Below are 19,586 nucleotides of genomic sequence, written 5' to 3'. Positions count from 1 at the left end.
CAATGTTCATTGAAAAGTAAGAACTCAATTTGACTAAGGTCAGCAAGAGCTTATATTTATGTGAATCTGAATTAGCGGATTTCTAAATATAAATTGAACAACTTACATCCTTCAAAAAAAGCACATTTTCTAAGTGCGAGATTCAACTTTATTTTCTGGTGTAAACTTATATATAGTTCCCTAATTATAATATATAAAAAAACTGCTCGAGGGGACGAGCAGTTTCTTTTTTTGATATGAGTTTTCGAGCTTAAATGAAAACCCATATCCAGATCTAACCAAAAACCTAGAACTTTATAGAGAATCCGCTATATACACCAATAAAATATGGTGAAAAATTACCAGATGTATTGTTAAATGTGTTGAATTGATATTTAAAGATAGGCTCTAAATTCAAATCGAATTTTTTAGATACTTTATAGTTTAAACCTAAGCCAAAGTTTGCACTATAACTTGTTTTATTAATATTATTAGCTTCTCCAAGAAATGTTCTTCTTCCATTATCTTCTTCGGAATAAATTTCATTATTATTTAAAAAGAAGGAGCTAAAACCACCAATAAGGTTAACACCAAATTTTTTATCAGAAAGTGTGTATTGAATTTCTAGTGGAATTTCAATATAGCCAAAAGCTTGATTAATAGAAGCATTAGAGGATTCAAAAGCTTGAGAAGTATTTAAAGTTTCTGAACTAATTAATGATACAGCATCAGAGCTGCTATTAGAACCAGAATTAACATTTTGCAATGCACTACTTCTGGAACTTAAACCAACTGATTGAAAAACTACAACATCATTTGTGTTATAGCCCAAATTAACACGGTTAATACCAGAGCGTACACTTAATTTTTTATTTATAGCATAACTAGCTGAAATACCATAACTCATATTAACTTCTCCAGATTTAGAGTTACTACTAAATTGTGGGTCTATGGATGAGCCTTCTCCTAAAGTATTAAAATAAACTGGAGCTGCATTTGGTGTAACACTCCACCTATTGTTTATGTTATTGCTTTTATCATCTTCAATAACATCTTGATTAAGAGCGTCTTCAATAGATTGTTTGTTTTCTTCAGTATTTTTATTGTTTGAATTTGCAATTGCGGTATTGTCTTTTGAGGTTTCCAAAATAAGCTTTTTAGCTTCCTCTTTATTTACTATTTGAGCTTCTTTTTTAATATCAACGCTTTTGTCTTTTTCTTCGGTAGTATTAGCAATAACAATATTGTTTTTTTCTTCTTTTTGAGAATTTTTAGTACTGTTTTTTTCTTCTAAACTGTTAGCAATTACATTGTTATTTTTGGGGCTAACTATCTTCTTATTGTTATTCGATTTATTAGTTGTAATTAAATCAGTTTTACTTTTGTTTTTGTTTTTTGAAGAAGAAGTTTCTGCAATTGAACTTTCTTTTGATGGATTTATTTTATTGGTAATAATTTCAGACTGAATTTTTGAAGCTTCAGTTGTGTTATCAGAGCTATCTTGTGAATCATTATCAATAGCTATAATATTTGTTTCCTCACCTTCATTTAAAGGATTACTAATTTCTTCTACTTTATTGTTTTCAGGATTTGTATTTTCAGTATCAACAACCTGGTTGGTAATATTTTCGTCTGTATTATTAAAATAGATGCCACCAACAGTAATAAGTAGTAATAACAAAGCCGCAACACCAGCATAACGCCACCATATAGGAATAACGCGACGTTTTTTCTTTTTCTCGGTTAATTTAGATTCTATATTTTTCCAAACAGCATCATTAGGAGTTGCTTCAAAATCTTTGAAGTTTTCCTGAAATAACCTATCTATATGTTTCTTATCGTTCATTTATAATGATTGGGAACGTTGTATTATTTTATAATCTTCAATAGTTTGTTTCAAAGTTTGTCTAGCTCGTGCTAGATTAGATTTTGAAGTCCCTATATTTATTTCTAGCATCTCAGCTATTTCTTTATGCGAATAACCATCTAAGACATATAGATTGAAAACCAATCTGTATCTGTCTGGTAATTCTTGAATGATTTTTAAAAGGTAATCGATAGAGATTTCGTCTTCATCAACTTCCAATTCAACATCTTCAATGGTGTTTTCATTTATTATGTCAAAAACCTTTTCTTTTCGGTAACGTTGTAATACGGTATTTACTGTAATACGTTTTATCCAACCTTCAAAAGAACCTTTGTTTTTATACTGTTCAATTTTTTTAAAAATTGTTAAAAATGCGTCTTGTAAATTATCTTCAGCTTCGGCATAGTTTCGCGAATACTTTAAGCATATTGCGAATAATTTACCCGAAAAGAGTTTATATAATTCACCTTGTGCTTTAGTATCATCAATCTTACAATTTTCTATGAGTTGATTTAAACTCAATTTAAACATGTATTAGTTAATACTTACTCAACAACGGGCACTTCAATAGTTAAATATTGCGTTTCACCATCAGCATCTTCACCTTGCCAAAACTTAAAAATATAAGAGCCATTACTAGTTACTTTAAAGTTAAAAGTTGCTTCTACTAAATCATCTTCAAGTGTTTCACAATCATTTTGATCAAAAACATAGGTGATTGGTGCAACGGTTCGCTCATTATTTTCTTTAAAATAATAAAACTCTTTAAAAGCGTGACATGTTGAAGGTTTATAATACGAAACGGTTATTGGGTAAACTTCACCCATCATAAATTCGTTTGGTATATCTACACTTTCAACAGGTAAAATTTCAAAACTATAATTTGTACCATCGTCATCAATACTACAAGACGTACAAATTAAAAGTGTTAAACAAAGCACTAATAAATTTTTCATAGCAAAATAAATTCAGGGTTAAATACATGTTTGCACTATGTAGATGCAAAATAAATAGAATGGTTGCGTATAAAACGAATTTATTTGAATCTTATTTTTTGGTAATGGTTGGAAATAAAAAAATCCCGAATTAACGGGATTTTAAATTTATTGTTCTGCTACAGCTTTTCTAACCTTAGCTTCAAGTTCGTCCATGAGTTCTGGATTGTCTTTAATTAATGCTTTTACGGCATCTCGACCTTGACCAAGTTTGGTTTCGTCATAACTAAACCACGAGCCACTTTTCTTTACAATTTCATGCTCTACAGCTAGGTCTAAAATTTCACCAACTTTAGATACACCTTCGCCATACATAATATCAAATTCTGCAAGTCTAAATGGCGGAGCTACTTTGTTTTTAACCACCTTTACACGGGTTTTATTACCTAAAACAGCACCATCTGTACTTTTTATTTGTGTAGATCGTCTAATATCTAATCTTACAGAAGCGTAGAATTTTAAAGCATTACCACCAGTTGTTGTTTCTGGATTACCAAACATTACGCCAATTTTTTCACGTAATTGGTTAATGAATATTACAGTACAATTAGTTTTACTAATTGAGGCTGTAAGTTTTCTTAAAGCTTGAGACATTAATCGCGCATGAAGTCCCATTTTTGAATCTCCCATTTCACCTTCAATTTCACTTTTTGGTGTTAAGGCTGCAACAGAATCGACTACTACAATATCGATAGCTCCAGAACGGATTAAATTATCGGCAATTTCTAAAGCTTGCTCACCATTATCTGGTTGAGAAATAATTAAATTATCAATATCAATACCTAGTTTTTCAGCATAAAAACGATCAAATGCATGCTCTGCATCAATAAATGCTGCAATTCCACCAGCTTTTTGAGCTTCTGCAATGGCATGTAATGTTAAAGTAGTTTTACCAGAAGATTCTGGTCCATAAATTTCAATTACACGTCCACGTGGATAACCACCAACGCCTAAAGCAATATCCAATCCTAATGAACCTGAAGGGATAGCTTCAACATCTACAATAGCAGAATCGCTCATTTTCATTACGGTTCCTTTTCCGTATGCTTTATCAAGTTTGTCTAAAGTAAGTTTTAGTGCTTTTAATTTTGCTTCTTTTTCTTTGTCGCTGCTCATTTTCTTTGTTTTTCTAAAAAAATTGTATGCTAAAGTACTATAACTTTTCTCATGTTACAATAATAGTTTTCAACATAAATTCATGAAGTTAAAAATAGTTATTTCACAGGTATAAATAATTAAATCGACCATAAGCACGCAACCATTTAGTGTTATTTGCATCTAAATAAAAAAGAGGAAAAAATTTGCTATCAAATTTGCCAAATGAGTTTTGAAATATGACTAACTCTAAACTCAATTAAAGCATCTAAATTTTTATTTAGGTGCTTTTTTATTAATTAACACAAATGTGTTTTAACAGTACTTGATAGTTAATTTCATTCTTGATTAGTACCTAATATTTATAAAATTGTGTAATTGTTTATTAATTGTATTTTTGCATTTCAAATATTTCTTATAACCTTAAAATTAGTATAGCATGCAACTGTACAATACCTTAAGCGCAAAAGAAAGAGCAGAGTTAATTGAAAAAGCCGGAAAGGATCGATTAACCCTATCTTTTTATCAATACGCTAAAATTACAAACCCTCAAGAATTTAGAGATCAATTATTTATTGCTTGGAATAAACTAGACGTTTTAGGGCGTACTTATGTTGCAAACGAAGGTATTAATGGTCAGTTATCGCTGCCTGCAGATAATTTTAATGCTTTTAAAGCACATTTGGATACTATTGATTTTCTTAAAGACATACGCTTAAACATTGCTATTGAACAAGACAATATGTCTTTTTTAAAACTGAAAGTAAAAGTTAGAAACAAAATTGTTGCTGATGGTTTGGTTGATGAAACGTTTGATGTTACCAATAAGGGTGTGCATGTAGATGCTTTAAAATTCAATGAACTTATTGAAGATGAAAAAACTGTTTTGGTGGATATGCGAAACCATTACGAAAGTGAAATTGGGCATTTTAAAAATGCAGTAACGCCTGATGTTGATACGTTTAGAGAATCTTTAGATATTATTGAAGATGATTTAAAAGACCATAAAGAAGATAAAAACTTGGTAATGTATTGTACTGGCGGTATCCGTTGCGAAAAAGCTAGTGCGTATTTTAAGCATAAAGGGTTTAAAAATGTGTTTCAGTTGGAAGGCGGTATTATTGAATATACAAGACAGGTTAAAGATCAAGACTTAGAGAATAAATTTATGGGTCAGAATTTTGTCTTCGATGAAAGACGTGCAGAACGTATTAGTGACCATGTAATAGCACAATGTCACCAATGTGGCGAACCTTTTGATACGCATAGTAATTGTGCAAATGACGCTTGCCACTTATTATTTATACAATGCGATACATGTAAAGAAGAGATGAATAGTTGTTGTTCTACAACTTGCAAAGAGATACATGCTTTACCTTTTGAAGAGCAAAAAGCACTTAGAAAAGGACAAGGAAATAGTAATGATATATTTAAAAAAGGTCGCGCAGACCATTTGCCATATAAAAAGGACTTGAGGAATATATTTGAAACTTTAAAAGTAAATAAAAAATAAAGCAGGAATTATGCAAAAGATAGAATTAATGGCACCTGCAGGTAATTTTGAATCACTTCAAGCTGCTTTAGATAATGGTGCCGATTCGGTTTATTTTGGCGTAGAGCAGTTAAACATGCGTGCCAGAGCATCTATAAATTTTACTTTAGACGATTTACAAGAAATATCTAAACGTTGTAAAGCTAAAAATGTTAGAACGTATTTAACCTTGAATACTATTATTTACGATCATGATTTATCGATTGTAAAAACATTAATAAAACAAGCTAAAGAAGCCGATATTACAGCTGTAATAGCTATGGATCAAGCAGTAATTGCTTCGGCTAGGGAGGTTGGTATGGAAGTCCATATTTCTACTCAAATAAATATAACGAATATTGAAACGGTTAAGTTTTATGCCATGTTTGCAGATACCATGGTTTTAAGCCGTGAGTTAAGTTTACGTCAGGTAAAAAGAATTACCGAACAAATTGAAAAAGAACAAATAAAAGGACCATCAGGTAAACTTGTAGAAATAGAAATTTTTGGTCATGGTGCTTTGTGTATGGCCGTTTCGGGCAAATGTTACATGAGTTTACATTCTCAAAATTCATCGGCTAACAGAGGAGCCTGTAAACAAAACTGTCGAAAAAAGTACACCGTTATAGATCAAGAAACTGGTTTTGAAATGGAGCTAGATAACGAGTATATTATGTCTCCTAAAGATTTGTGTACTATTGATTTTTTAGATGAAATAGTAGATTCTGGTATTAAGGTTTTAAAAATAGAAGGTCGTGGTAGAGCACCAGAATATGTTGCTAAAGTAATTAAATGTTATCGCGAAGCTATTGATAGTATTGAAAATGGCACTTACAGTAAAGAAGAAGTTATTACTTGGATGAAAACTTTAGAAACCGTTTATAACAGAGGTTTTTGGAGTGGGTACTATCTTGGCCAAAAACTTGGTGAATGGAGTAAAGGCTCGGGCTCTCATGCCACACAAAAGAAAGTTTACATTGGCAAAGGCACACATTTTTTTCCTAAAGCAAAAGTAGGAGAGTTTAAAATTGAGGCTTATAATATAAATGTTGGCGACACTATTTTAATAACAGGACCTACTACTGGTGCACAAGAATTAGTTGTTAACGAGTTTTTAGTAAACGATGTAAAATTAACAGAGGGAACTAAAGGAGATTTAGTAACCATTAAATTACCATTTAGAATTCGCCAATCAGATAAGTTATATAAAATTGTTGAAAATAAAGTAGAAGCCTAATGGTAGTTATAACATTGCAACGTAATAAATGCATTGGTTGTAATTATTGTGTAGAATTAGCACCTAGCCAATTTCAAATGTCTAAAAAAGATGGTAAATCGGTATTGTTACATTCAAATGAAAAAAAAGGCTTTTTCACATTAAAGTCTAATGACGATTTAATTTTTGATGAATGCGATAATGCTGCAAAGGCATGTCCTGTTAAGATTATCTCGGTTAAAAATGTTTAATATATAAGGCATGATTGGGTGTCTGGCTATTGTTTAATGCTAAATTTTTTGCCAATTATTTTGATACCTTAGTAAAAATTATTTATGAATATTTATAAACTTTTACAACTTAATAGAAGAATAAAAAATCACAGAATTAAGTTTCTAGGCTTATACCTATTACATAAATTAAACAGGCGCTATTTAGCTGTAAATTTAGATCCTGTTTTAGCCTGCAATCTGCGTTGTAAAATGTGTTATTTTACAGATGAAGAATATGTAAAAAAATTAAAAGGGCAATTTAAAGAAGAAGAAATTGAGCGTGTCGCAGAAACGGTGTTTAAAAGAGCATTAAAACTTCAAGTAGGATGTGGTACAGAGCCTACACTATATAAAAACCTTCCAGAATTAATTGCATTAGGTAAAAAGTATAATGTGCCATATATCTCCCTGACTACAAATGCAAATTTATTAACCGAAGAAAAAATAGAAGCCCTTTTAAAAGCAGGCTTGAATGAGTTTACCATTTCGCTTCATGGCGTAACCAAAGAAAGTTACGAGAATTTCATGGGAAAAGCCGATTACGAAAAATTCCATGCCGCTTTTAATGCTTTTAAAAAACTTAAAAATTTTTACGACTTCAAGGTTCGAATTAATTATACTTTTAATAAAGATAATTTTCATGAATTAGAAGATATTTTCGAATATTTTGATGGTGAAAGTTTTGATATACTCCAAATAAGACCTATTCAAAAAATTGGAAATACAGAATATAACAATTTTGATATTTCAAGTTTAAAAAGCGATTATTCTAGAGTAATAAAGCTTATATCAAAAAAATGTAAATCAAATAATATTACATTATTAGCACCTAAATCTATATCAAATTTAGCCATAAAAAATGAAGCTAGTTTTATATTTGATTATACTTTTTGTTATGTGTCTCCAACAAGTTTTTGGAAAGAAGGTTTTAATTGGAAGGAAGAAAGTTTTAATACTTATAGCAAAAGAATTGGGTGGAGTAAATTGCTATTTTCAAACATTTTTAAATCTAAAAAAGAACTTAACACAACATCTAATAAGCTTAATTACGATGTTGAGTTTAATTGAAAAAAATTTATAAAACCCTTTGCTTTATAGTCTCTTATATTAATCTTATATTTACATCCAAGAACATGTTTTTTTAAAAAACCTTTTCAAAAACAAATTCTTAAAATTTCATTATCAAGTCTTTACAAACAAGGCAAGATTCAAAATAGTTACGAACCATCTTCCGATAGACACTTAGTTCTAATCGGAATCAATATATATAAAATATGGCTTGCGCAAGTTGCTCAACTAAAGACGGCTCACCAAAAGGCTGCAAAAACAATGGTACTTGTGGTACAGATAGTTGTAATAAGTTAACCGTTTTTGATTGGTTAGCAAATATGGCCCTTCCTAATGGCGAAAAACCATTTAATTGGGTAGAAGTTCGTTATAAAAACGGACGAAAAGAATATTACAACAATACCGAAAACTTAACATTAAGTATTGGCGATATAGTTGCCACACAAGCCAAAGCAGGGCATGATATTGGTATGGTTACCCTTACAGGGGAATTGGTACGCGTTCAAATGAAGCGTAAAAATATTTCTGAAAATCAAGAAGAAGTACTAAAAATTTATAGAAAAGCAAGCCAAAAAGATATAGATATTTGGAAGGCAGCAAGAGATAAAGAAGAGCCAATGAAAGTTAAGGCTCGTCAATTTGCTATTGATTTGAAACTTCAAATGAAAATTTCAGATATCGAATTTCAAGGTGATGCTAGTAAAGCAACATTCTATTATACAGCCGAAGAGCGTGTAGATTTTCGTGAATTAATAAAAGTTTTTGCTAGAGAATTTAGAACCAGAATTGAAATGAAACAAGTTGGGTTTCGTCAAGAAGCAGCAAGACTTGGAGGTATAGGTTCATGCGGTCGCGAATTATGTTGTTCTACTTGGTTAACAGACTTCCGTTCAGTAAGTACATCTGCGGCACGTTACCAGCAATTATCATTAAATCCTCAAAAATTAGCAGGACAATGTGGTAAGCTTAAATGTTGTTTAAACTATGAGCTAGATACTTATCTTGATGCATTAAAAAGTTTCCCTAAAAACGATACGAAATTATATACTGAAAAAGGTACAGCTGTTTGCCAAAAAACAGACATTTTTAAAGGGCATATGTGGTTTGCTTATGAAGGTGAATGGATGAATTGGCACAAAATCACAACAGATCAAGCCAATGAAATTATTGAGTTAAATAAACAGAAGAAAAAAGTTGCTAGTCTTGAAGAATATGCTTCAGATCTTGTTGAAGAAGATACTAAAGAAGTATTTGAAAACGTTGTTGGTCAAGATAGTTTAACACGATTTGATAGTCCAAAGCGTAATAATAAACGTAAAAATAACAGAAGGAAAGGGAATCAAAAAAATAAAAAACCTGTATCAAATCAAAATACAACAAATAAAAACGGTGGTTCAACCAATAAAAATGAGGCGCCTAAGAAAAACCCTAACCAGAATAGGAGAAAAAAGAATAATAGAAGAAAACCACAAAACAGTAAAAATGCTGAAAAATAGAATCTTTTTATTTTTTTTAATATTTATATTTAATTTGGTTTCATGCGATTCAGGTAGTGTCTACGATAACTATAAATCTGTCCCAAATACATGGCATAAAGATTCAATAATGAGTTTTAAAGTAAACCCACCAGACTCTATAAATTCATATAATTTATTTGTTAATTTAAGAAACACAAATGCTTATAAATACAATAATTTATTTTTAATTGTTGAAATGATTTTTCCGCACGGTAAAACAATAAAGGATACTTTAGAATATAGAATGGCAGAACCAAGCGGAAAACTTTTAGGCGAAGGGTATACCGATATTAAAGAGAATAAATTGTGGTATAAAGAAAGCGTTGTTTTTAAAGAAGCAGGCGAGTACCAGGTTAATATTCAACACGCCATGCGAGAAAATGGAAAGGTTAATGGCATTGTAGAATTAGAAGGCATAACAGATATAGGTTTTAGAATAGAAAACCCAAATAATAAATAACATAACTTTAAATACTTAAGGCATTTAGAACTTAAGACACTTAAACTATGGCAAAAGTAAAAAAAGAAGCAAAAGCAGTTCAAGATTTTTCAAAATACGTTCGTCGGTTTTGGATGGTTTTTTTAGGAGGTATTCTAGCGGTCGTACTTATGTTTTTATTAACCGCTTTTTTTGGAGATTTACCAGATCATACAGTATTAGAAAATCCTAAAACACATTTAGCTACTGAAATAATTTCTTCAGACGGGAAAACTTTGGGGAAGTTTTATTTAAACGATAATAGAACACCTGTAAGTTATGATGAATTACCTAAGAATTTAGTTGAAGCATTAATTGCTACTGAAGATGCACGTTTTCATGAGCATTCAGGTATAGATGGATTGGGTACTTTAAGAGCTTTTGCTTTTTTAGGTTCTAGAGGAGGCGCTAGTACTATCTCTCAACAATTAGCAAAATTATTATTTACAGAAAAAGCATCAGGTAACATTATTAAAAGAGTTCTTCAAAAAATGAAAGAATGGATTATAGCAATCCGCTTAGAACGTCAATATACCAAGGAAGAAATTATAGCGCAATACTTTAATATATATGATTTTGGTAACAATGCAGATGGTATAAGAAGTGCCTCAAGAATTTATTTTGGAAAAGAACCATTGGAGCTTGATTTAAAGGAATCTGCCATGTTGGTTGGAATGTGTCAAAACTCTTCATTTTATAATCCTAGGCCACATAGAAACCCAGTTGGAGTGAAAAATAGACGTAATGTGGTTTTAGCTCAAATGGAAAAATATGGCTATATCAATGAAAAAATTAAGGATTCATTACAAAAAACAGAATTAGATTTAAACTATTCGCCAGAATCACATCGTGAAGGTATTGCCACTTATTTTAGAGGTTATTTAGATGGGTTTATGAAAGATTGGATTAAAAAGAATCCTAAACCCGATGGTACAAAATGGAATTTATATAACGATGGTTTGAAAATTTATACAACTATCGACTCCCGTATGCAAACCTATGCAGAAAATGCTGTTCAACAACACATGCCAAGGTTACAAGCAGAGTTTTTTAATCAAAATACACCAAAACGAAATCCAACAGCACCATTTTTAGACCTAGAAAAAGAAGAAATTGAAGCATTGCTAAATAGAGGGATAAAACAATCAGAACGTTGGAGACATATGAAGTATGATCTTAAAAAATCTGATAAAGAGATAAAAGCATCGTTTGATAAAGCAACAAAAATGTCTGTTTTTAAATGGATTGACGGTAAAGCTTCAGAAGTCGATACTATAATGAAACCTATAGATTCAATGCGTTATTACAAGTCTTTTTTAAGAACAGGAATGATGTCTATGAATCCACAAACTGGACATGTAAAAGCTTGGGTTGGTGGTATTAATTACAGGCATTTCCAGTACGATATGGTAAAACAAGGAAAACGTCAAGTTGGTTCTACTTTTAAACCTTTTGTTTATACAGCTGCTATAGATCAATTACATTATTCGCCTTGTGATGAATTTCCAGATGTACCATATTGTATTGAAGCTAACAAATACGGAAACCCAGAAGAGTGGTGTCCTAAAAACTCCAATGGTGATAGTGATTATGGTGGAACCAGAACTTTAAAAAATGCATTAGCCAATTCTGTTAATACTGTTACAGCACAATTAATTGACAAAGTTGGACCACAAACAGTTGTAGATTTAGCAAAAAAGCTAGGCATTGAATCAGAAATGCTTCCAGTACCATCAATAGCCCTTGGTACACCAGACATTAGTGTTTATGAAATGGTAGGCGCTTATGCATCATTTGCAAATCATGGGGTTTATACTAAACCAGTTATGGTTACAAGTATTGAAGATAAAAACGGTACTATTTTATATCAATTTAAGCCAGAAACACGCGATGTATTAAGTGAAGAAACCGCTTATGTAGCCGTTAAGCTTATGGAAGGTGTAACACAAGTAGGATCTGGTGCAAGATTAAGACATAGTTGGGCAAAGCATAGATCGGATTATAAAGAGGTAATTACAGGTTATCCTTATGAGCTTACAAACCCAATAGCAGGAAAAACAGGAACCACACAAAACCAAAGTGATGGATGGTTTATGGGTATGGTCCCTAATTTAGTTACAGGTGTATGGGTAGGTGCCGAAGATAGAGCAGCGCACTTTAAAACAATTACTTATGGACAGGGTGCAGCTATGGCATTACCTATTTGGGGTTTATATATGAAAAGCTGTTATGCAGATGAAGCATTAAATGTTTCGAAAGAAGAATTTACAGAACCAGAGAACTTATCTATAAATGTTGATTGTTCTAAGCATACTAGTACAACTGAAACTGATGAAACTCCTGAAGAAGACACACCAGATGATTTAGATTTTGGGTAATTATTAAAATTTAAATATCAATAATTAAATATAAACCGTTCTATTATGAGCGGTTTTTTATTTATCAGAAATTTAGACTTATTATTCAATTATTCGTAAATTTATACAGTAAAAACTGAATAATAATGATTAATAAAAAAGTAGCTCATGTTCAAGATGCCTTAAAAGGTGTTACAAATAACATGACATTTATGCTTGGAGGTTTCGGACTTAGTGGAATTCCTGAAAATGCTATTGCAGAGTTAGTAAAGCTTGGTGTAAATGGATTAACATGCATTTCAAATAATGCTGGGGTTGATGATTTTGGATTAGGATTATTGCTTCAAAAAAAGCAAATCAAGAAAATGATTTCGTCTTATGTTGGTGAGAATGATGAATTTGAACGTCAAATGCTTTCAGGTGAATTAGATGTTGAATTGATTCCTCAAGGAACCTTAGCCGAGCGTTGTAGAGCTGCTCAAGCTGGTTTCCCCGCAATCTTTACACCTGCAGGATATGGAACAGAAGTCGCTGAAGGTAAGGAAACAAGAGAGTTTGATGGCAAAATGTATGTTTTAGAGCATGCTTTTAAAGCAGATTATGCATTTGTAAAAGCATGGAAAGGCGATGCAGCTGGAAATTTAATTTTTAAAGGAACAGCTAGAAATTTTAATCCAAATATGTGTGGGGCAGCAAAAATAACTGTAGCTGAGGTTGAAGAGTTAGTCCCAGTTGGAGAATTAGACCCTAATCAAATTCATATTCCAGGAATTTTTGTACAACGTATTTTTCAAGGTGAAGTTTATGAAAAAAGAATTGAACAGCGTACAGTAAGGCAAAGAAGTTAAATTTGTGAGTATTTAAAGTGCATTAAGTATTTTCTTAAATATGTAAACGTTTCTAATTTTATAATCGAAATATTAATTATGTGCCTTACTATATGTACTTAAGGCACTATTAACTTATAACTAACTATGTTAGACAAAAACGGTATAGCAAAACGAATAGCAAAAGAAGTAAAAGATGGCTATTACGTAAATCTTGGAATCGGTATTCCTACTTTGGTAGCGAATTATGTTAGGGATGATATTGAGGTTGAATTTCAAAGTGAAAATGGAGTATTAGGTATGGGGCCTTTTCCTTTTGAAGGAGAAGAAGATGCAGATGTTATTAATGCAGGTAAGCAAACCATAACCACCTTACCTGGCGCTAGTTTTTTTGATTCTGCAATGAGTTTTTCTATGATTAGAGGAAAGCATGTCGATTTAACAATTCTTGGTGCTATGGAGGTCGCGCAAAATGGCGATATAGCCAATTGGAAAATTCCTGGACGAATGGTAAAAGGCATGGGCGGTGCTATGGATTTAGTAGCTAGTGCAGAAAATATTATTGTTGCCATGATGCATACTAATAAACATGGAGATTCTAAATTACTAAAACAATGTACCCTGCCTTTAACTGGTGTAGGTTGCGTAAAACGAATAGTCACTAATTTAGCAGTTCTAGAGATAGTAAATAATGGTTTTAAGCTTATAGAACGAGCTCCTGGAGTCTCTGTAGAAAAAATCAAAAAAGCTACAGAAGGTTTATTAATTATTGATGGTGATATACCAGAAATGGATATTTAAATAATTCTAAAACGCAATCATATCGTAAGTAAATTCTTTTAAATGTTAAATTATATAGCATTTAATCGAATATATGTGATTTTAAACGGATAATTTTGAAAATGTATGCTATATTAGCTATCCCCAAAGAAACCAAATAAATATAGATTTACCCAAATCTACCATTAACTTAACGACCTATGAATATTGCAACAAATCTACCTGAACTACCTACAAATGACGAAAGCAAATTCAAAGAAACTTTAAGAAATAATTTAAAGTTTTTAAAAAGTTTAGCTTATCTAACAAAAAAATTATTCATGCTATAACCCTTTTGGTATAGCATGAATTAATCTTTTTGTATAGTCTTTTTTCGGATCATTATATATGGTATCTGCATCATCTAATTCTTCAATTTTACCTTGATTCATAACCAATAATTGATCAGACATATATTTAACCACAGCTAAGTCGTGTGAAATGAAGATATATGTAAAACCAAAATCTTTTTTAAGCTCGTTAAGCAAATTTAAAACTTGTGCTTGAACCGATATATCTAACGCAGAAACCGATTCATCACAAACAATTAGTTTTGGTTGTAATGCAATAGTTCTAGCTATTCCAATACGTTGACGTTGTCCACCAGAAAATTCATGAGGGTATCTATATAGATAATCTTCAGATAATCCAACACGATTTAAAATATCTATTACTTTTGTTTTTCTTTCTGAATCTGTTGTATAAAGATTATGAACTCTCATAGGCTCCATAATAGCTTCACCAATAGGTATTCTAGGGTTTAATGATGAATATGGATCTTGAAATATAATTTGAATATCTTTTCTTAGTACTCTAATTTCTTTCTTAGAAAGTTTTGTGATATCTATACCATTATATAAAATAGTACCAGCAGTTGCTTTATCTAATTGAAGTATAGCATTCCCTAAGGTTGATTTACCACAGCCAGATTCTCCTACTAAACCCAAAGTTTCACCTTCATAAAGTTTAAAACTTACATTATTTACAGCTTTAAAGTGCTTTGGTTTTGTAAACCATCCAGACTTAGTAATATATTCTTTTTCTATATTAATAACTTCTAAAATAGGCTTCTTACTGTAAAGTATTTTGTGATTTATTTCTCGCTGTTTAGTTGAAATAATTTCGGTTGATATATTGTTATTTAAAAAATCTTTAATGGTTGGTAGGTTTTTTAATCGAGTATCTAAAGATGGTCGTGAGTTAATTAAAGCCTTAGTATAATTATGTTTCGGGTTGTTAAAAATGTCTTTAACCATGCCTTGTTCAACAATATCTCCTTTATACATTACTAAAACACGATCTGCAATTTCAGATATTAAAGCTAAATCATGAGTAATAAATATAATACTCATTTTTGTTTCAATTTGTAACCCCTTTAACAGATTAATAATATCTTTTTGTACAGTAACGTCTAAAGCAGTAGTAGGTTCATCGGCGATTAGAATATCTGGTTTGCAAGCTATGGCCATAGCAATCATAACGCGTTGTTTCTGACCTCCTGATATTTCATGAGGAAAAGCTTTAAATATACGTTTTGGGTTTGGCAATTTTACTCTTTTAAAGAGAATTAATGTTTCTTCTTTTATTTGTTTTTTAGATAATTTAGTATGTTGTAATAATATTTCTTCAACCTGTTTACCACAAGTCATTGATGGGTTTAAAGAACTCATAGGTTCTTGAAAAATCATGGCTATCTTATTTCCTCTAATTTTTTGAAATGCTTTTGAAGTAAGTTTTGTTAATTCATTACCATTAAATAAAATAGTTCCATTATTAATTTTAGAAATATTTTTAGGTAGTAATCCTAATATCGATAATGAAGAAACCGATTTCCCTGAGCCAGACTCACCAACAATTCCCAATATTTCATTTTCATTTAAATTATATGAAATATCATGAATGACTTCATTTTCACCAAATGATATGGATAGGTTTTTAATTTCTAGAATTGATTTCATTTTTTAAAAATAGACAAATTTTTAGTTTCAAATAAGTGAACTTTTAAATAGATGAATATATATACAAAATTGTAGGATTAATATTATATGTAGGTTTTTTCTTCAAAACCTTTATGGCAAAGCCATAAAATTATAACTATCTATAAATCAGTTTTAAAAAAAAGATATTTTTTTAAAAAAATAATTTAAATTCAGAATAAAATAATTTTAACCAACCAACCTTCATGAAAAATTTAACATTAGTGCTAGCTTTTTTAGCAATTTCATTTTTTGGGTATTCTCAAACCCTAAATTCAAAAAGAATTAAAATTAGTAACCCCACAGATACTCAATTATTAAAAGTTAAACAAGCAGGTATAGATTTGTCTTGTGGGGCCCTTTTTACCAATAGTAATTTAATTTTAGAACTTGGCTCTGATGAATTACAAATACTGAATAAACAGAAAATTAACTATACTGTTTTGGTAGATGATTTAATCGAACATTATAAAAAGAAAACAGAAATTGAACTTCCTATTGCTAAAGCTCAATTACAAGCTAAAAAAGCAGCAGCACTAGCAAGTAAATCACTAAGTACAAAAAGTACTAGTATCAATAATTTTATTCAGTACGAAGGTTGTTCTGAAGTTAACTGGGGTGTACCAGCAAACTTTAATTTAGGAAGCATGGGTGGCTGTTTAACTTATAGTGAGGTATTAGCAGAATTAGATCAAATGCGAGCATTGTTCCCAAACTTAATTTCTGTAAAAGCAAATGCATCTCCAACAAATCAACTAACCCATGGAAACTCATATACTAACGGTGGTGCTTATGATAGTTGGTCCGGAAGTACTGTTTACTATGTTAGAATTTCTGATAATCCAGATAATGATGAAGCTAATGAACCAGAGTCTTTATATTCTGGAATGACGCATTCAAGAGAGGTTAGTAGTTTAATGAATTTAATGTACTACATGTGGTATATTTTAGAAAATTATAATACTGATGCCGGTATAAAAAATCTTGTTGATAATCATGAAATGTATTTTATTCCAGTAGCAAATCCAGATGGACTACGCTGGAATGAACAAGTTGCACCAAATGGTGGTGGACAACAACGAAAGAATTTAGGTCCATATAATACGGGTAATAATGTTTTAAGAGGTGTAGATTTAAATAGAAATTATGACTATTTCTGGGGTTCTAATTCTCTTTATAATGGATCATCAGGAACTCAAAGTAACAATACATATAGAGGGCCTTCTGCGTTTTCAGAGCCAGAAACACAGATAGTAAGAGATTTTTCTGCAACAAGGAATTTTAAAACAGCAATGAATCATCATGCTTCTTCAAATTTAATTCCGCATGCATATAATGGATACCCTAATGCTCCAGCTTCTGGAAGAGAAGCAGAGTATCATAAGTTTTGTCATGATATGACACGGTTTAATCGATATATTTATGGTGAAGCACCAGATATTTTAACTATTGCAAATGGAGACATGAGTGATTGGATGTTAGGTGGCGTAGCAGATGTAAATGGATCAAATGGATCTGGACAAGGTATTTTAGCACTTGCCCCAGAAAATGGTTCATGGATTGCAAGTGATGGTGAAGGTAGTTTTTGGCCAAATGCTACTAAAATTGTTGAGATTGCAGAAAGAGCAGTTAGAATGAATTTTGTAAACGCATACCATAGTGGAAAATTTGCTCAATTTCATGATCTAAATAATAGTAACATAACGACAACCTCTGGTAATTTAGAGTTTGGATTGGAGTATTTAGGTCAAACTTTAGGAGATATTACTCTTAATGTTACGCCAGTAACATCAAATATTACATCTATTACACCACCAGCTACACAATCTGGCTGGAGTAAATTAGAACAGCGTATTGTAACGGCAGCCTATACTTTAGCCCCTAGTATTCAAGCAAATGATGAAATAGAGTTTCAAATTACACTAAGTAATAATGATGGCTATGTTATGTACAGAGCTAATATTGTAAAACTTTATAATCCTACAGTATTATTTACAGACAACCCAGATACAGATAATTTAACAAACTGGACTGCTTCAGGCGGTTCATGGGGAACTACTTCAGATGCATATTCTGGTTTAAAAGCTATTACAGATTCACCTTCTGGTGCTTATGGAAATAATCAATCAACAACTTTAACTTTAAATTCGGGTGTAAATCTATCTTCAGCTTCAGCTGCAGTTGTTCAGTTTTATGCTAAATGGGATTTAGAAAGAAATTTTGATTATGTACAAATTGAAGGCTCAACAAATGGTTCAACATGGCTTCCACTTTGTGGAAAGTATAGTAAGCCTGGTTCTAGTATATCAACAAACAGATATAGTAGTGGTAATAGCTCTAATACTAGCACAGGTAAATCTACTTCAGATCAAAATAATCAACCATCAGGAGAATCAATCTATGATGCTGATACTATGGATAAATGGGTTATGGAAGAAATACTTATAGATGCAACTGAAAATAGTTTTCTTTTTGGAGCGACTAATGCGCGTTTTCGTTTTGTGTTTGATTCTGATAATTCAAATAGAGCAGACGGTTACCCAACAACATTTGATGGATTTATTTTTGATGATTTCAAAATTATTAGTCAACAAGTACCTTGTGTGGTTTCTGTTCCAACAAATATAGTAAGCAGTAATGTTTCAGCTACTGATGCAACTATTTCATGGGATAATATTCCGTCTAATACGTATGATTTGAGATATCGTGTTGTAGGTGCTCCAAATTGGAATGATGTTTTGGGTTTATCTACACCAACAACAACTTTAACAGGTTTAGAATTATTAACAGATTATGAAGTACAAATTAGATCAAATTGCGGAACAAATAACTCTTCATATTCAGCATCAATAAACTTTACAACACTTGATGTACAATTAGATTATTGTGATTCTGCAAGTACTAATGTAAATGATGAGTTTATTAGTAACGTCCAGATTAATACGATTGATAATAATTCGGGAGCACTATTTTATTCAGATTTCACAAGTATTTCAACTACTTTAACTAAAGAAGAACAATATACTATTAATATTACACCAACTTGGACAGGAACTGTTTATAATGAAGCTTATTCGGTATGGATAGATTATAACCGAGATGGTGATTTTGATGATGTAGGAGAACAAGTGTGGACACAAGGTAATACGCAGGCTACTTCTGTTAGTGGAGATTTTATTATTCCATCTACAGCAGTTGAAAATTCTACACGAATGCGTGTTTCGATGAAATATAATGCGATACCAACATCTTGTGAAACATTTCAATATGGTGAAGTTGAAGATTATACCATAGTTATTGAAGGTTCAGGGCCAGATATAGTTCCCCCAATAATTAATTTAATAGGAGCTACACCAATAGATATTAATGTTGGTGATGTTTACACAGAAGAAGGAGCAACAGCAACAGACGATTTAGATGGCGATATTACAGCAAATATTGTAATAGGCGGAGATGTAGTTGATACTAATACAGGCGGAACATACTTAATAACATATGACGTTAGTGATGCAGCAGGAAACCCTGCAACCCAAGTAGTAAGAACAGTAAATGTTATACCAGATACAACAGCACCAGTAATTACTTTAAT

15 protein-coding genes are annotated in these 19,586 nt (G+C 31.3%); 10 read left to right on the top strand and 5 right to left on the bottom strand.

From position 1 onward, the window contains the following. Positions 1–286: 286 nt before the first annotated feature. The 4 genes from Q0842_RS13480 to recA all read right to left on the bottom strand — a co-directional run bounded on the left by Q0842_RS13480 (position 287) and on the right by recA (position 3,957). Positions 287–1,825 (bottom strand): outer membrane beta-barrel protein, encoded by a 1,539-nt coding sequence (locus Q0842_RS13480; protein ID WP_298499074.1) that lies wholly within the window; start codon positions 1,823–1,825, stop codon positions 287–289. Beyond that, on the bottom strand, positions 1,826–2,368 hold the full coding sequence (locus Q0842_RS13475) for an RNA polymerase sigma factor (RefSeq protein WP_298499227.1): 543 nt from the start codon (positions 2,366–2,368) through the stop codon (positions 1,826–1,828). It abuts the gene before it with no gap. A gap of 23 nt (positions 2,369–2,391) precedes the next feature. Continuing rightward, the gene (locus Q0842_RS13470; RefSeq protein WP_298499071.1) at positions 2,392–2,802 is read right to left on the bottom strand and encodes a hypothetical protein; all 411 of its coding nucleotides are present in this window, start codon (positions 2,800–2,802) and stop codon (positions 2,392–2,394) included. Between the two features lie 147 nt (positions 2,803–2,949). Further along, a complete protein-coding gene (gene recA / locus Q0842_RS13465; RefSeq protein ID WP_298499068.1) occupies positions 2,950–3,957 on the bottom strand; it encodes a recombinase RecA in 1,008 nt (335 codons plus the stop codon). A 418-nt stretch (positions 3,958–4,375) separates the two neighbouring features. On the opposite strand from recA, the gene Q0842_RS13460 reads away from it, so the two are divergent. The 9 genes from Q0842_RS13460 to Q0842_RS13420 all read left to right on the top strand — a co-directional run bounded on the left by Q0842_RS13460 (position 4,376) and on the right by Q0842_RS13420 (position 14,003). Further along, positions 4,376–5,449: a rhodanese-related sulfurtransferase gene (locus Q0842_RS13460; protein ID WP_298499065.1), complete on the top strand. Its 1,074-nt coding sequence runs from the start codon at positions 4,376–4,378 to the stop codon at positions 5,447–5,449. 10 nt (positions 5,450–5,459) lie between these two features. Next, a complete protein-coding gene (locus tag Q0842_RS13455; RefSeq protein ID WP_298499063.1) occupies positions 5,460–6,704 on the top strand; it encodes a peptidase U32 family protein in 1,245 nt (414 codons plus the stop codon). Then, positions 6,704–6,934: a ferredoxin gene (locus Q0842_RS13450; RefSeq protein ID WP_298499060.1), complete on the top strand. Its 231-nt coding sequence runs from the start codon at positions 6,704–6,706 to the stop codon at positions 6,932–6,934. Before Q0842_RS13455 ends, Q0842_RS13450 begins: the two co-directional genes overlap by 1 nt. Before the next feature lie 84 nt (positions 6,935–7,018). Continuing rightward, positions 7,019–8,023, top strand: coding sequence for a radical SAM protein (locus Q0842_RS13445; protein ID WP_298499057.1), 1,005 nt, complete (start codon positions 7,019–7,021; stop codon positions 8,021–8,023). Between the two features lie 206 nt (positions 8,024–8,229). Then, positions 8,230–9,519, top strand: a complete 1,290-nt coding sequence (ricT, locus tag Q0842_RS13440) for a regulatory iron-sulfur-containing complex subunit RicT (RefSeq protein ID WP_298499054.1) — start codon at positions 8,230–8,232, stop codon at positions 9,517–9,519. After that, positions 9,506–10,000 (top strand): gliding motility lipoprotein GldH, encoded by a 495-nt coding sequence (locus Q0842_RS13435; RefSeq protein ID WP_298499051.1) that lies wholly within the window; start codon positions 9,506–9,508, stop codon positions 9,998–10,000. Before ricT ends, Q0842_RS13435 begins: the two co-directional genes overlap by 14 nt. 47 nt (positions 10,001–10,047) lie before the next feature. Beyond that, positions 10,048–12,396 (top strand): transglycosylase domain-containing protein, encoded by a 2,349-nt coding sequence (locus Q0842_RS13430; protein ID WP_298499048.1) that lies wholly within the window; start codon positions 10,048–10,050, stop codon positions 12,394–12,396. Positions 12,397–12,521: 125 nt separating this feature from the next. After that, positions 12,522–13,223, top strand: a complete 702-nt coding sequence (locus Q0842_RS13425; protein WP_298499044.1) for a CoA transferase subunit A — start codon at positions 12,522–12,524, stop codon at positions 13,221–13,223. 126 nt (positions 13,224–13,349) lie between these two features. Further along, complete coding sequence (locus Q0842_RS13420) at positions 13,350–14,003, top strand: 3-oxoacid CoA-transferase subunit B (protein ID WP_298499041.1); 654 nt, start codon at positions 13,350–13,352, stop codon at positions 14,001–14,003. Positions 14,004–14,305: 302 nt separating this feature from the next. Here Q0842_RS13420 and Q0842_RS13415 read toward each other — a convergent pair whose 3' ends face one another. Further along, entirely contained in the window at positions 14,306–15,979 is a 1,674-nt protein-coding gene (locus tag Q0842_RS13415) for an ABC transporter ATP-binding protein (protein ID WP_298499038.1), read from the bottom strand. Positions 15,980–16,203: 224 nt separating this feature from the next. Here Q0842_RS13415 and Q0842_RS13410 point away from each other — a divergent pair. Continuing rightward, positions 16,204–19,586 (top strand): M14 family zinc carboxypeptidase (locus Q0842_RS13410; RefSeq protein ID WP_298499035.1); only part of this gene is annotated, 3,383 nt, incomplete at its 3' end.

Source organism: uncultured Algibacter sp. (assembly GCF_947495675.1).
Taxonomy (GTDB): domain Bacteria; phylum Bacteroidota; class Bacteroidia; order Flavobacteriales; family Flavobacteriaceae; genus Algibacter_B.
The sequence above is the reverse complement of the archived record's forward strand: the minus strand, read 5'-3'. Positions and strand labels throughout refer to the sequence as shown.